Genomic DNA, 14,041 nt, shown 5'->3' with positions numbered 1-14,041 from the left:
GATCTTCGGATGTTCCATCTCCCTCACAGCGATGCGCTCTGCGCGTTGTCGAATCCCTATTGCCAGGATTCCGTTGCACCGCAACAGTTCGACCGGGCCATGGCTGAAATCAGCCAGTTCCATTGCCTGCAGACGCCTGGCTACGCCCATTGGCTGCAAGCCAACGGGCTCACGGCGGACGACTTGCACGGCCTCGACGATTGGGCGCGCCTGCCGCCGATCTTCGCCAGTTTCTTCAAACAGCACCTGCTCCTGAGTGCCAGCGGCAAGGACGCCCTGGAGCTGACCTCGTCCGGCACCAGCGGGCAGAAAAGCCGCATGCGCTACGACGCGCGCAGCCTCGCGGCCGCGCAACACATGGTCGAGCGGATTTTCTGTCATTACGCCTGGAACACCCCGGACACCCCGTGCAACTACCTGCTGCTGAGCTACGAACCGCACGGCCCGATCAGCCTCGGCACCTCGTTCACCGATCAGTTCCTGTGTCGTTTCGCGCCTGCCAACCGGGTGGTCTACGCGCTGCGCAGCACCGGCAGCGGCCATCAGTTCGATCCGTTCGGCGTGATCGAAGCCCTGCAATCCTTTGCCGAAGAAGGCCTGCCGGTGCGGATCTTCGGATTCCCGGCGTTTCTCTGGCAGGTCCTGCAACAGATGCAGGCGAGCGCCGTGCAGGATCTGCGCTTGCCGGCGCAATCACTGGCGATCTTCGGTGGTGGCTGGAAAACCCGGGCCGCCGATGAAATCCCCCGCCAGCAGCTGTATGCACAGATTCAGCAACAACTGGGCATTGCCGTGGCACGCTGCCGGGATGGCTATGGCGCCGTCGAACACGCGGTGCCCTACGTGGAATGTGCCCGGCATCACTTCCATGTGCCGGTGTACGCCCGGGTGATTGTGCGCAACCCGGTGGATTTCGCTGTGCAGCCCTATGGTCAGCCCGGTTTGCTCGGCTTCGTCTCGCCGTACATTTCTTCAAGCCCGGCGCACGCGGTCGTAATGAGCGACATTGCCACCCTGCACCCCGGCTCCAGCTGCGATTGCGGCCTGGACAGCGACTGGTTCGAGCTGCACGGCCGCGCCGGCACCAGCGCCGGGCGCAGTTGTGCCATGGCCGCCGCCGAACTGCTGGGGAGGCACTGAGATGTTTTTGATCGACGGCCACCTGCACGCCGAGCACGACCTCGAAGTCGCCCTGCAACAGCTGCACCGGCAACTGCCAGAACGCCTGCAGACGCCACTGCCAAGCGCCACGCTGTACGCCGCCGTGACGGCATTCGCCGCGCTGCTGAAAACCACCGCGCTGGGGCTGGACCAGGCACAACGACAAACCCTGATCGAGTTCTGCCGACCCCAGGCGCTGCGCGCGAAACGCCAGCGCGAGCTCGGCGAGCAACCCGACTCGCTGCGCCGCATCGACTACCGACAGCCACGTTTCGAACGCTGGAGCCCGCTGGGCCTGGTGGTGCACATCACCCCCGGCAATGCACCGCTGCTGGGGTTCTGCGCGGTGATCGAAGGTTTGCTGGCCGGCAACATCAACTGGCTGCGCCCCAGCAGCAGCGATCAAGGCCTGAGTGCGCGGCTGCTCGCGGCGCTGGTGCAATGCGACCGCAGTGGCCAGTTGCGTGGCCATGTCGCGGTGTTGCCCGCGGACACGGCGCAAATCGCTCGGCTGTGCGAGGCGGCCAACGGCGTCAGTGCCTGGGGCGGCGAAACGGCGCTGCGCGCGATCCGTTCCCAGATTCCCCCCGGTTGCCGCTGGATCGACTGGGGCCATCGCATCAGCTTTATCTACCTGACTGCGGACAGCGCCTCGCCGGCCGCACTGGAGGCCGTGGTCGATGAAGTGTGCCGGCTCGATCAGCAGGCCTGTTCCAGCCCGCAATGGCTGCTGGTCGACAGCGACGAAGCGGACGTCCTGCATGCGATCGGCAGCGGCCTGGCCGAAGCCTTCAGCCGCCGCTCGCCACTCTGGCCGGCGCTGACGCCTTCGTTGCAGGAAGCGTGCGAAATCACCACGCACAGCGAGATGGCGCGCCTCGGGCAGAGCTTTGCCGGCCACACCGGGCAGGTCTGGAGCACGCCTGGCTGGCGGGTCATCTGGAGCCATGACCGACAACTCGGGCCTTCGCCACTGTTTCGCAGCCTGCTGCTCAAACCGCTGCCCCGCGCCCAGCTCACCGGCACGTTGTTGCCGTGGCGCAACGTCCTGCAGAGCGCAGCGCTTGTCTGTCGCGAAGCGGAAATTGCCGAGCTGGCACGCGGCTTGATCGCCGCCGGGGTCACGCGCATTGCCCCGCTCGGCAGCCTGCACGATGGCTACGACGGCGAGCCGCATGACGGCGTGTATGCCCTGCAGCGGCTGAGCCGCAGGGTTTCCGTGAGTCTTGCCGCCAACACATTGCCTGCGCAGGCGACACTCGATCAGCCTGCCGCGCCGGCGCTGCCGGAAGGACCGATCATGAGCAAGGCAGACTTTGTCGCCCGGCCGATCCATGCCGCGGCGCAACTGTATTTCCGTTCCGGCGGCAGCAGCGGCACGCCAGTACTGGCGGGATTCAGCTACCGCGACTTCCAGCGGCAGATGCGCGCCACCGCCGACGGTTTGTTCGCCGCGGGCCTCGATCCACAGCAGGACCGGGTGATGAACCTGTTTTTCAGCGGCAATCTGTACGGCGGCTTCTACAGTTTCGCCAAAGCCCTGGAACTGCTTGAGGTCAGCCATCTGCCGATGGGTGCGCCAGCCGACGACGATTACAGCGAGATCGCGCAATTGATCGTCGAGCAGCGGGTCAGCGTACTGATCGGCATGCCGAGCACCTTGCACCGGTTGTTTCTCGACCAGCAGCAGCGCCTGCGTCGCTACGGAGCGATCCGCAAAGTGTTTCTCGGCGGTGAGCACATCAATCAGCACAGCCGTGAGCTGATGCACAGCTGCGGCGTGGCCAGCATTCGTTCGGCAATCTACGGCAGCGTCGATGCCGGCCCCCTCGGGCATGCCTGCCAGGCCAGCGACGACGGCGTGTTTCATCTGCTGAGCGATATCCAGCAACTGGAAATCGTCGCTTTCGAGCGCGACGAGACAGTCAGTGGCGACGAAATCGGCCGTCTGCTGTTCACCTCCCGTGCACGGGAGGGCCAGGACGTGGTGCGTTATGACATCGGCGACAGCGGCCGCTGGCTGCCCGGCCCGTGCGCCTGCGGCCTGTCGTCGCCGCGTTTCCAGCTGTTGCAGCGCCATGGTCGACTGGTGCGCATCGGCACCGATTTCATTTGCCTGACGGCGCTGGAGCGGCACCTGCAAACACCGTTTCAGGTGGTCCTCGAACATGCCCCCGACGGCGTCGAGCGCCTGCGCGTGCGCAGCCCGCGTATGCCGGAGGATGTGCAGCAGCGCCTGCTGAACGAGCCGACGCTGGCCACGCTGCTGCAAAGCGGGTTGCTGCGGCTAGAGGCGCAGGTTTGCCCACCCGCGCAATTCACCCGTCACAAACACAGCGGCAAGACCCCGGTAGTGATTGATTCGCGCCGCTGACCAGCCTCCGACTATTCAAAGAGAAACCCATGCGTCCAACTGACACGTTGCGCGAGCTGGTCGCGTTCGCTCGCCAGCACTCGCCTTATTACCGTGAACATTTCGCCCAAGTGGCCGGAGGCTTTACTGCCCTGAGTGAACTGCCGCTGGTTGATCCCGTCGCTTACTGGCGCGGCAGCCAGTGTCTGACCCAGTGTCCCGTGCTGACCGACCGTTTCGCCGACGGGCTGGTGTTCAAGACCGGTGGCAGCACCGGTGCGGGCAAGCTGTCCGTGTTCACTCGCACGGAATGGCAACAACTGGTGAGGGATTTCGCCCGCAGCGTCGCCGGGCAATTCAGGCCAGGCGACCGGGTGGCCAACCTGTTCTTCGTCGGCGATCTGTATGCCAGTTTCATATTCGCCCATGACGCCCTGGCCCACGTAGCACCGGGCGTCATCGAGTTCCCGTTCACTGGCACGGTCGAGCCGGCGGACCTCGCCGAGGCGATTGTCCGGCAGCGGATCAATGTGCTGATCGGCCTGCCCGCGCAGCTACTGACATTCGCGGCCTGGCTGCAAAGCCAGGGGCGCACGCTCGAGGCTGTCGACACCCTGCTCTACGGCGGTGAAAGCCTGTTCGCCTCGCAGCAGCAATTGCTGCGGCGGGTGCTGCCCAATGTGCGTATCGCCTCCATGGGCTACGCCAGCGTCGACGCCGGATTGCTCGGCGCCAGCCAGCGCGACTGCGCGCTGGGCGAGCATCGCATGGTCGACAACCACAGCCTGCTGGAAATCATCGACGAGCAGACCGGCGAAGTGATCGAGCAGTGTGATCGCGGCGGACTGCTGGTCATGACCAACCTGACCCGGCGCCTGATGCCGCTGATTCGCTATCCGGTGGGCGACCGCGCCTGTTGGCGCGAACCGGCGCAAACCCGCGCACGCAAGTTCGCCCTGCTCGGCCGCAGCGCCGATAGCCAGCGGGTGCGTGTGAGCATTCTCACTCTGTTGATCGACGAGATCGGCGCCATCGTCCGACGCATCGGCGACAGCGAGGACTGGCAATTGTTGATCGAACAGCGCGGCAGCCAGGACCTCATCAGCCTGAAATGGCTGCCGGCACTCGCCGCCTGTGACGTTGCTCGGCTCAACGGGCACATGCGCAGCGCCCTGCTCGCGCAGTACCCGCTGATCCTGCAGTTGGAAAACGATCGGTTGCTCGAACTGCACGTCACGCACTGCACGGCGACGCAGTTGGTGCGCCATCCGCGTTCCGGCAAACACCTGCGCGTGGTCGACCGACGCGTTTACGACGATGCGCTGGCGAAGCAGCCCTGATGGACAGTGTGATCCTGCGCAACTATCGCCCTGGTGATGCCTCGGCGCTGAGCCGCCTGTTCCGAACGGTCTACGGCGAGCATTACGCCAACCACCACGTCTACCTGCCCTGCATGTTCAATCAGAACCACGCCGAGCAGCGCTGGCATTCGCTGCTGGCGGTGGAGGGAGAAAAAATCATTGGCCACGCCACCTTGAGTCGCGGCGAAGGTTCCTGCAGCGCCGAGCTGGCGCTGAGCGTGGTGCACCCGGACACCCGCGGGCAGAACATTGCCACGCGCCTGGGTCAGCAACTGCTGGTGCATGCACAGGCGCTGGGCTGTCGCGGCGTGATCATCAAGCAGGTGACCCAGCATCCCTACACCCAGCGCATGGCCGCCCGGCTCGGCTTTTACAACTGTGGGTTGCTGGCGGACTACGCCCCGTCCCCCTTCGGCGACACGGCGCCAGAAAGCCTGGTGATCGGCTATCGGCCCATCGACGGTTACCGGCGCCCGCTGCCGCTGGTGAACTGGCCGCCGGCTTGCGCCGAGCTGAAGCAGCACCTGGTCAGCGTCTTTGGCGTGCGCGACCGGCAAGTGCGCTGGACACGCCCGGCGGTGCAGCTCGACGAGCAATGGGGCCGCCATGACGTGGTGCTGCGCCAGCTCGATCACGGCCTGCTGCGGCAATTGCGCCGGTTGCCGGCGCATTGGCGGATCTGCCTGAAGCTCAGGCTGAGCGCTGATCTGGCGACCGACGCGAGCCGACTGGCAGCCGCGGGTTTCACGTTCACCGGGCTGGCCCCCGATGACCGGGGCGCGGGGTGGCTGGCGCTGTTCCATCGCGGCACGCAACCGCGAGCCCTGCAACTGCATTGCCCGCACATGCAGCGGTTGCACGACGCGCTGCCAGCGCCGGTCGCTGACTCGGCATGAAGTGCCGGCGCTGAATGCAAAAAGCCCGTTCGACAAGCGAACGGGCTTTTTCTGTTGGTGCGGCTCAGGCCTTGGCGCTGACGCCCTTGTCGTCGGGCAGCTTTCGCTCGCCGCCCTGGCCGTAGATCTTCAGGTTCTGCAGGACGTAAATGGCTTTCTTGTACTCGGGGATCAACGTGTTGGCGTACTTGTTGCCCTTGAGGTTGTTGTTGTTGATGGTGTCCAGCTGCATGGCGAAATATTCCAGTGCATTGAACTTGGCATCAGGGTCTTTCTGGATGCCGAAGCGATCGAACTTGTCGCCGGCATTGAGCAAGGTCATCGAGGTCACTTCGGAAATCAGCCCGCGACTGCGCAGCATGGCACTCAGGCTGCCCAATTGCTTGGCCGAAACGTTTTCCGGGTCAAAGCCCTTGATGTTCTTGTGCAGCCGCTGCTTGTCCAGCTCGGCAACGCTGATCGCGGCAGGGTCGTTGCCGACCAGGGCGAGCATCTGCTTGACCTTGACGCTTTGCGCCACCGGTTTGCTCGAACTGGCCGTGTCGCGAACCAACAGGCCGGACTTGCTTTGCCAGGCACCGGTATAGCCGATAGTCATGACCAGGCTCCTTGCGCGAAGAACATGAAATTTCCTTTTTGCTACAGATGAATGGTCGCGAGTATCTGCCGGCCAACTGATGGCACCAACCTTTTTTTGATTTTTTTACAATTTTCGTACATTCACGATACAAAGCCTTCAGAGCCCCGCAGATCCTGGCCCAGAGCGCTTACGGCGAACGCGCGAAATTGGGTTTTCTGCTCTAACGAACGAGCTTGTTAGTTTGTCTGTACCAATGCCGATACTTTCCTCAGAGCGCTGCGGATTTTTTTAGCACGTCGGTACCTAAAGCTTCCTCGCGCCGCGACGATACGTAAGGGATACCCCTACTGCTTTACTCCCTGCCCCTAATAAGAAACGTCGCTCAAGGACCGGTCTCCATGCCCGCATTCCGCACCATTCAGGCTCGCTACACGCTGTTTCTGGTTCTGTTCATCCTGCTGCTGTCGGTACTGACGGTGGTGGGCATCAGCCAACTGGTCGCGCCGAAGCTGCGCCACACTGAAGAACAGGTGGTGCTCAACCGCATCGCCGAAGTTGCCCAGCAGATCCAGGGCGAACTGAACAAGGTGCAGGCGCAGCAACGCAGCATCACCCAGACCGTTCCCCTGCTCGACAGCGCCGCCATCGACACCGTGCTGCCGGGGCTGGTCGATCAGTACGGCGAATTGAAGGTATTCGGTGGCGGGATCTGGCCGCTGCCGGGGCAGCGCGAGGCCGGACGCAACAAATTCAGCACCTTCTGGCACCGCGACGCCTCGGGCAAACTGGCGGTCAACACCTTCTGGAACAGCGACGCCGCGCCCAACTACTACGACCAGAGCTGGTACAAGGGCGGCATGCAGACCCCACGCGGCCAATGCGCCTGGGCCGCTGCCTATAAGGACGACGCCAGCGCCGAGCCACGCACCAACTGCGCCATGGCGATCCAAAAGAACGGCAGTGCCTGGGGCGTGTCGACCATCGACGTCACCCTGGGTTTCTTCAACGATCTGGTGGCGCGCAAGGAAAAAGACCTCAGCGCGGAAATGCTCATCGTCGAGGCCGACGGCAAGATCATCAGCAACAGTTCGCGCATCAGCGGCCCCATCGTGCTGAAGAACATCAGCGAACTGGCCGCCGCCTCGCCATTCGCCAGCCAGGTCAAAGCCGGGCTGCAGAACCGCGATCAGGCGCAACGCGTCGAGTTCGATAACAACGGCGAAGCCAGCACCTTCTTCATGCGCCCGATCGAGGGCACGCCGTGGTACCTCGCCACCGCCCTGCCGAGCAAACTGATTACCGCCCAGCGCGACGACGTGCTGAGCACGCTCAGCCTGCTGCAGATTCCCCTGGTGATCCTGCTGGTGCTGTTGCAGGTCTACGCGATTCGCCAACTGGTATCGCGCATGAAAGCGCTGAAGGCCAACATCGATTCGCTGTCCAGCGGCGATGCCGACCTGACCCGCCGGATCACCATCCGCGCCGAAGACGAGCTGGGCGCCATCGGTCATTCGATCAACGCCTTTATTGCCTACCTGCAGAACATGATCGGCGAAGTCACCCACGCCACCGGGGCCATGGCCTCAAGCCTCGACAACCTGCAACGCACCTCGGCGCACACCAGCCAGATCCTCGCGCGCCACGCCTCGGAAACCGACCAGACCGTCACCGCGATCAACGAGATGAGTTCGACCGCCGAAAGCGTCGCGCAAAATGCTGCGGAAACCGCCGCCTTCACCCAGCGCGCCAACGAAAACGCCGACCGTTCGCGGGTGGTCGTCGGTGAGGCGACCAGCAGTGTCATCGCCTTGATCGACGAAGTGGCCAGCGCCACCCACAAAGTGGAAAACATGCAACAGGACGCCCAGCGCATCACCGAAATCCTCGGGGTGATCGGCGCAATTGCCGGACAGACCAACCTGCTGGCGTTGAACGCCGCCATCGAAGCCGCCCGCGCCGGTGAGCAGGGTCGCGGCTTCGCGGTAGTTGCCGACGAGGTGCGCGCCCTCGCCGCCCGTACCCAGGCCAGTACCTCGGAAATCAACGAAATGCTCACCCGCCTGACCCAGGGCGTGACCTCGTCGGTCAGCGCCATGGAAAACACCCAGGCCAGTTGCCAGTCTGCCGCCGACGCCACCTCGCGGGTCACCTCGGGCCTGGACGACATGGCCGGTTCGGTCAGCCACATCAACAGCCTGAGCACGCAGATCGCCACCGCCGCCGAGCAACAGAGCGCAGTGACGGAAGAGATCAACCGCAGCATGGTGCAGATCCGCCACATGGTCGACGAACTGGTGCAGAGCGGCCAGGCCAGCGAACTCAACACCCGCCAGCTGCTGGAAGCCAATAGCCGCGTCAGCGCGATCATGGGCCGTTTCAAGGTCAGCTGACAGATTTGTCATCTTGCGCTCAGGAGGCTGTCAGCGTTGATCTAGGATCATGCTGACAGCCAACCTTGTATCAACTGGAAACACTCCGTTGATGCCGGGCCAGAAAAACCGGTCAAAATGCGTTCTTTTCTGACCGTTACCCGAGTCGAGAACCCCTCATGCGAAATCATCTGCGTCTGGTCGCCCTGAGCGCCCTGTTCGTTTCCTCCCTGGCCCAGGCCGCCGAGCTGATCCCGATCGAAGTCCACCGCGACGCCAATTGCGGCTGCTGCAAGAAATGGATCAGCCACCTGCAAGCCAACGGTTTCAAGGTCGAAGATCACGTCGAAAGCGACATGAGCCGTTTCAAGCAGCAACATGGCGTGCCTCCGCGCCTGGCGTCCTGCCACACGGCGATCATCAACGGCAAATTCGTCGAAGGCCATGTGCCGGCGGAACAGGTGCTGGCCCTGAGCAAGCGTGACGACCTGCTCGGCGTGGCGGCGCCGGGAATGCCCATGGGGTCGCCAGGAATGGAAATGGACGGCATGAGCGACGCCTATCAGGTGATCGGCCTGAAAAAGGACGGCGCTGATGTGGTCGTGGCGGATTACCCGGCCCATTGATTGCAGGCGCTTACTTCGGCCTGTTCGTGGCGGCATTCGGCGCGGCGACGCTGCTGCCGTTGCAATCCGAAGCCTTGCTGGTCGGCTTGATCGTCAGCGAGCGCTACGTGTTGTGGGGCCTGCTGGTAGCGGCAACGCTGGGCAATGTGCTCGGTTCAGCGCTGAACTGGTGGCTGGGTCGCGGGGTGGAACGGTTTCAGGGAAGACGCTGGTTCCCGGTCAGCCCTGCGCACATGGATCGCGCCCGTGCGCATTACCGGCGCTGGGGCCATTGGTCGCTGCTGCTCAGTTGGCTGCCGATCATCGGCGATCCCCTGACCCTGATCGCCGGAGTCATGCGCGAACCGCTCGGGCGCTTCCTGTTGATCGTCAGCCTCGCCAAAGGCGCGCGTTATGCGCTGCTGGCCGTGCTCACCCTCGGCTGGCTCGGTTGAACGTTCCGGCCTGGCCATTGCCTGTGTTTAACGTCGCCCTAATCCGGCCGTTCCAGCATCGGCCGATTTCACACGGAGTTTGACCCTATGTCTGTGTCGCCGCGCTGGTTGCCTGGTCTGTTGCTGACCGCCGCATTGCCCCTGCTCGCCCATGCCGAAGGCCCGGAATACGGCCCGCAGCTGGAAGGTTTCGAATACCCCTACACACTCAAGCACTTCGCCTTCCAGTCCCAGGGCAAATCATTGCAGATGGGTTACATGGACGTCGCCGCCCACGGTAAGGCCAACGGGCGCAGCGTGGTGCTGCTGCACGGCAAGAACTTCTGCGCCGCCACCTGGGACAGCTCGATCAAGGCCCTGAGCGACGCCGGCTACCGAGTGATCGCGCCGGATCAGATCGGCTTCTGCACCTCGAGCAAACCGGACAACTACCAGTACACCTTCCAGCAACTGGCGGCCAACACCCAGCAATTGCTCAAGGCACTGGGCATCCAGAAAGCCACGCTGCTCGGCCATTCCACCGGCGGCATGCTCGCCACCCGCTACGCCCTGCAATACCCCGATCAGGTCGAACAACTGGCCCTGGTCAACCCGATCGGTCTGGAAGACTGGAAAGCCCTCGGCGTGCCGTATCGCACCGTTGACCAGTGGTACCAGCGCGAACTCAATGTCAGCGCCCAAGGCATCCGCGACTACGAACGCAGCACCTACTACGACGGCCGCTGGAAGCCGGAATTCGATCGCTGGGTCGACATGCTCGCCGGCCTGAGCAAGGGTCCCGGCAAGACCCAGGTGGCCTGGAACTCGGCGTTGATCTACGACATGATTTTCACCCAGCCGGTGTACTACGAGTTCAAGAACCTGAAAATGCCAACCCTGCTGCTGATCGGCACGTCCGACACCACCGCCATCGGCAAGGACATCGCGCCGCCGGAGGTCAAGGCGAAGATCGGTCACTACGATGTGCTCGGCAAACAGGTGGCCAAACTGATTCCGCAGTCGACGCTGGTGGAATTCCCCGGCATGGGCCACGCACCGCAGATGGAAGAGCCGGCGAAATTCCATGCCGCCTTGCTCGGCTGGCTGAACAACACCAATCCCGTTCGTTGACGAGGTAATGCCGATGGCAGTACGGATTGCGGTGATCGATGACTGGCAGGACGTGGCCCGTGATGTGCTCGACTGGTCAGTGCTGGACAGTCTGGGCGAGGTCAGTTTTGTCCACGACTACCCGGCAGACAACGCCACGCTGGCTGAGCGCCTGGCGCGCTACGAGGTCATTTGCGTCATGCGCGAGCGCACGCGATTCGATGCCGACCTGCTCGGGCGCCTGCCGAACCTCAAGCTGCTGGTAACCGGTGGCATGCGCAACGCAGCACTCGACCTGCCGGCGGCCGCCGCTCGCGGCATCCAGGTCTGTGGCACCGACAGCTACAAACACGCAGCGCCGGAGCTGACCTGGGCGCTGATCATGGCCGCCACCCGCAACCTGGTGAAGGAGGCCAACGCCCTGCGCGACGGTCACTGGCAGCAAGGTCTGGGTGGCGATCTGCACGGCAAGACCCTGGGCATCCTCGGCCTCGGCAGCATCGGCCAGCGGGTCGCGCAGTTCGGCCAGGTATTCGGCATGCGGGTGATCGCCTGGAGCGAGAACCTCACCGCCGAACGCGCGGCGCAGGCCGGCGTCGGCTACGTCAGCAAGCAGGAGCTGTTCGCGCAGGCCGATGTGTTGTCGGTGCACCTGGTCCTCAGCGAGCGCAGTCGCGGGCTGGTCGATGCCCAGGCGCTGGCATGGATGAAACCCACGGCATTGCTGGTCAATACGGCGCGCGGGCCGATTGTCGACGAGGCGGCGCTGATCAAGGCCTTGCAGAAGCAGCGCATTGGCGGTGCGGCGCTGGATGTGTACGACCAGGAGCCGTTGCCGGCGCTGCACCCGTTCCGCACCCTGGACAACGTACTGGCCACTCCGCATGTCGGTTACGTCAGCCGACAGAACTACCAGCAGTTCTTTTCGCAGATGATCGAAGACATTCAGGCATGGTCTGCGGGTAATCCGATTCGTTTGCTCAACTGAGCCCTTTGAAGCTGCGATCTGTTGATTCCGCTAAAGGATCGACGGATCGCAGCTTAATCGCACTTGGCGCCGCCGGCCGGTCTTGCCGCGCCTTGCCTTTCTGCTGCCTGCGGGCAATCAGCTGATCAACAGTTCATCCGCACCACAACAGTGCGTCGCGCCCGCGACCTAGCACAAAATCGTGACTGCCCAGTCACCGTTTTGACTCGTCGATGTAAATAAACCTGCACTTCGTCGGTGCGTTGCAGCCTGCACGCCGCGTGATTCGCTGTGCGCAAACCGATTGTCGAACAATTTCCCGCTTTGCTCTGGCCCGCTCTAGGATCTGGCCTAGACTGACTTTCGCGGGGCGAAACCGGCCGGTCACATCGCAGCAAAATATTCGAAACTTTTGCTGAAGACGGCGGGTCATCTGAAAGGCAGGGCCAAGGCGACTGGTGCATTCCTTGCAATGGCCTCTTCACCCATTCTGCTTGCGCGTGTTGGGTAGCGTTGCTTACCGATGCGTAGCGCGCTTGCGCCCGGCCACAGGACTTGGCCATGGACATCGCTTGTTAAAGACAAGAATCAGATTACAAACGGGAGATTCATATGATCAGTGCGGCATTGGATATTCAGGGAGAGCATGCTCACCAGTCGATCGGTGAATCGAGCAACGTGAGCGTTCCCGGCAGCCGGTCGATCAACGTCCCGGGCACCAAGACGCTGACGCCGGTAGCCAGCCAGAACCCCAACAAGAAAAAAGTGTTGTTTGTGACTTCGGAGATCGCCGACCTGGTCAAGACGGGCGGTCTCGGTGACGTGTCTGCCGCCCTGCCCCGGGCCATGGCCCATCTGCATGACGTGCGTGTGCTGATCCCTGGTTATCCGCAGGTGATGAACAGCGAGAACCCGATCCACATCATCGGCGAACTGGGTGGCCATGCCGCCTTGCCGCCGTGCAAGATCGGGCGCATGGACATGCCGGATGGCCTGGTGATCTACGTACTGATCTGCCCCGAACTGTATGCCCGCGAAGGCTCGCCTTACGGTGCCAACAACGGCCGCGACTGGCCGGACAACCATATTCGTTTCGCCCGCCTCGGGCTGGCCGCTGCCGATATCGCCGCCAACCTGGCACAGATTCACTGGTGCCCGGATCTGGTGCACGCCCATGACTGGCCGGCCGGCCTCGCGCCTGCCTACATGCACTGGCGTGGTCAGCGCACCCCGACGCTGTTCACCATTCACAACCTGGCGTATCAGGGCGTGACCAGCCTTGGCTCCTGCCCGGAGCTGGGCATCCCGACCCATGCCCTGCAGCAGGAAGGCATGGAGTTCTACGGCAAGATGTCGTTCCTCAAGGCCGGCATGGCCTATTCGAGCCACATCACCACGGTCAGCGCCACCTACGCTCAGGAAATCACCACCCCGGACTTCGGCTGCGGCCTCGACGGTTTTCTCGCCGCCAAGACCCAGCAAGGCCTGCTCAGCGGCATTCCCAACGGCATCGATGAAAGCTGGGACGCCGCCACCGATCCGCACCTGTTCGCCCCGTTCGCCATTGGCGACTGGGAAGGCAAAGCCATCAACGCCGCCCACGTGCGCCAACTGTTCGGCCTGAAAGATTCAGCAGGCCCGCTGTTTGCCGTGGTCTCGCGCCTGGTCTACCAGAAAGGCCTCGACCTGACCGAAGCCGTGTCCGAGTACATCGTGCAGAACGGTGGTCAGATCGCGATCATCGGCCGTGGCGAACCGGAAGAAGAGCAAGCCATGCGCGAACTGGCGCTGCGCTTTCCGGGCCAGATCGGCGTGCGCATCGGCTTCAACGAAACCGACGCGCGGCGCATGTTCGCCGGCAGCGATTTCCTCCTCATGCCGTCGCGCTACGAGCCGTGCGGCTTGAGCCAGATGTACGCCCAGCGTTTCGGCTCCTTGCCTGTTGCGCGCAACACCGGCGGGCTGGCCGACACCATCGAGAACGGGGTTACCGGCTTCCTCTTTGACGAATCCACCGCCGACAGTTACCGCGAAGCCCTGAGCCGCGCGTTCAAGGTGTTCGCCTTCCCCGAACTGCTCAATGCCATGCGTTGCCGCGCCATGGCCGCGCCGTTCAACTGGTGCAAGGCTGTGGAGCCCTACGCCGAACTCTATGAGCAACTGGTCGCCAAGGCGCTGGGTAAAGCCGGCCACAAATAATCAGGG

11 protein-coding genes are annotated in these 14,041 nt (G+C 63.3%); 10 read left to right on the top strand and 1 reads right to left on the bottom strand.

Annotated features, from left to right (window positions below; translation table 11 throughout):
• Positions 1–9: 9 nt before the first annotated feature.
• From QRN70_RS01505 to QRN70_RS01490, 4 genes are read left to right on the top strand one after another with little or no spacing between them, the layout of a single operon-like run.
• Entirely contained in the window at positions 10–1,140 is a 1,131-nt protein-coding gene (locus QRN70_RS01505; protein WP_285415451.1) for a LuxE/PaaK family acyltransferase, read from the top strand.
• A 1-nt stretch (position 1,141) separates the two neighbouring features.
• Positions 1,142–3,535 (top strand): aldehyde dehydrogenase family protein, encoded by a 2,394-nt coding sequence (locus tag QRN70_RS01500; protein ID WP_285415450.1) that lies wholly within the window; start codon positions 1,142–1,144, stop codon positions 3,533–3,535.
• A 29-nt stretch (positions 3,536–3,564) separates the two neighbouring features.
• Positions 3,565–4,854 (top strand): phenylacetate--CoA ligase family protein, encoded by a 1,290-nt coding sequence (locus tag QRN70_RS01495; protein ID WP_285415449.1) that lies wholly within the window; start codon positions 3,565–3,567, stop codon positions 4,852–4,854.
• Positions 4,854–5,771 (top strand): GNAT family N-acetyltransferase, encoded by a 918-nt coding sequence (locus QRN70_RS01490; RefSeq protein WP_285415448.1) that lies wholly within the window; start codon positions 4,854–4,856, stop codon positions 5,769–5,771. Before QRN70_RS01495 ends, QRN70_RS01490 begins: the two co-directional genes overlap by 1 nt.
• Before the next feature lie 64 nt (positions 5,772–5,835).
• On the opposite strand, the gene QRN70_RS01485 is transcribed toward QRN70_RS01490, so the two are convergent.
• Positions 5,836–6,369 (bottom strand): hypothetical protein, encoded by a 534-nt coding sequence (locus tag QRN70_RS01485; RefSeq protein WP_285415447.1) that lies wholly within the window; start codon positions 6,367–6,369, stop codon positions 5,836–5,838.
• A gap of 380 nt (positions 6,370–6,749) precedes the next feature.
• On the opposite strand from QRN70_RS01485, the gene QRN70_RS01480 reads away from it, so the two are divergent.
• The 6 genes from QRN70_RS01480 to glgA all read left to right on the top strand — a co-directional run bounded on the left by QRN70_RS01480 (position 6,750) and on the right by glgA (position 14,035).
• A complete protein-coding gene (locus QRN70_RS01480; RefSeq protein WP_285415446.1) occupies positions 6,750–8,741 on the top strand; it encodes a methyl-accepting chemotaxis protein in 1,992 nt (663 codons plus the stop codon).
• Between the two features lie 158 nt (positions 8,742–8,899).
• On the top strand, positions 8,900–9,346 hold the full coding sequence (locus tag QRN70_RS01475) for a DUF411 domain-containing protein (RefSeq protein WP_285415445.1): 447 nt from the start codon (positions 8,900–8,902) through the stop codon (positions 9,344–9,346).
• Entirely contained in the window at positions 9,346–9,780 is a 435-nt protein-coding gene (locus QRN70_RS01470; protein WP_285417986.1) for a YqaA family protein, read from the top strand. The genes QRN70_RS01475 and QRN70_RS01470 overlap by 1 nt, the downstream gene beginning before the upstream one ends.
• 87 nt (positions 9,781–9,867) lie before the next feature.
• Entirely contained in the window at positions 9,868–10,890 is a 1,023-nt protein-coding gene (locus QRN70_RS01465) for an alpha/beta fold hydrolase (RefSeq protein ID WP_285415444.1), read from the top strand.
• Between the two features lie 13 nt (positions 10,891–10,903).
• Entirely contained in the window at positions 10,904–11,857 is a 954-nt protein-coding gene (locus QRN70_RS01460; RefSeq protein WP_285415443.1) for a D-2-hydroxyacid dehydrogenase family protein, read from the top strand.
• A gap of 591 nt (positions 11,858–12,448) precedes the next feature.
• Entirely contained in the window at positions 12,449–14,035 is a 1,587-nt protein-coding gene (gene glgA, locus QRN70_RS01455; RefSeq protein ID WP_285415442.1) for a glycogen synthase GlgA, read from the top strand.
• Positions 14,036–14,041 lie beyond the last annotated feature (6 nt).

Source organism: Pseudomonas sp. efr-133-TYG-5, assembly GCF_030209175.1.
Classification (GTDB): domain Bacteria; phylum Pseudomonadota; class Gammaproteobacteria; order Pseudomonadales; family Pseudomonadaceae; genus Aquipseudomonas.
The sequence above is the reverse complement of the archived record's forward strand: the minus strand, read 5'-3'. Positions and strand labels throughout refer to the sequence as shown.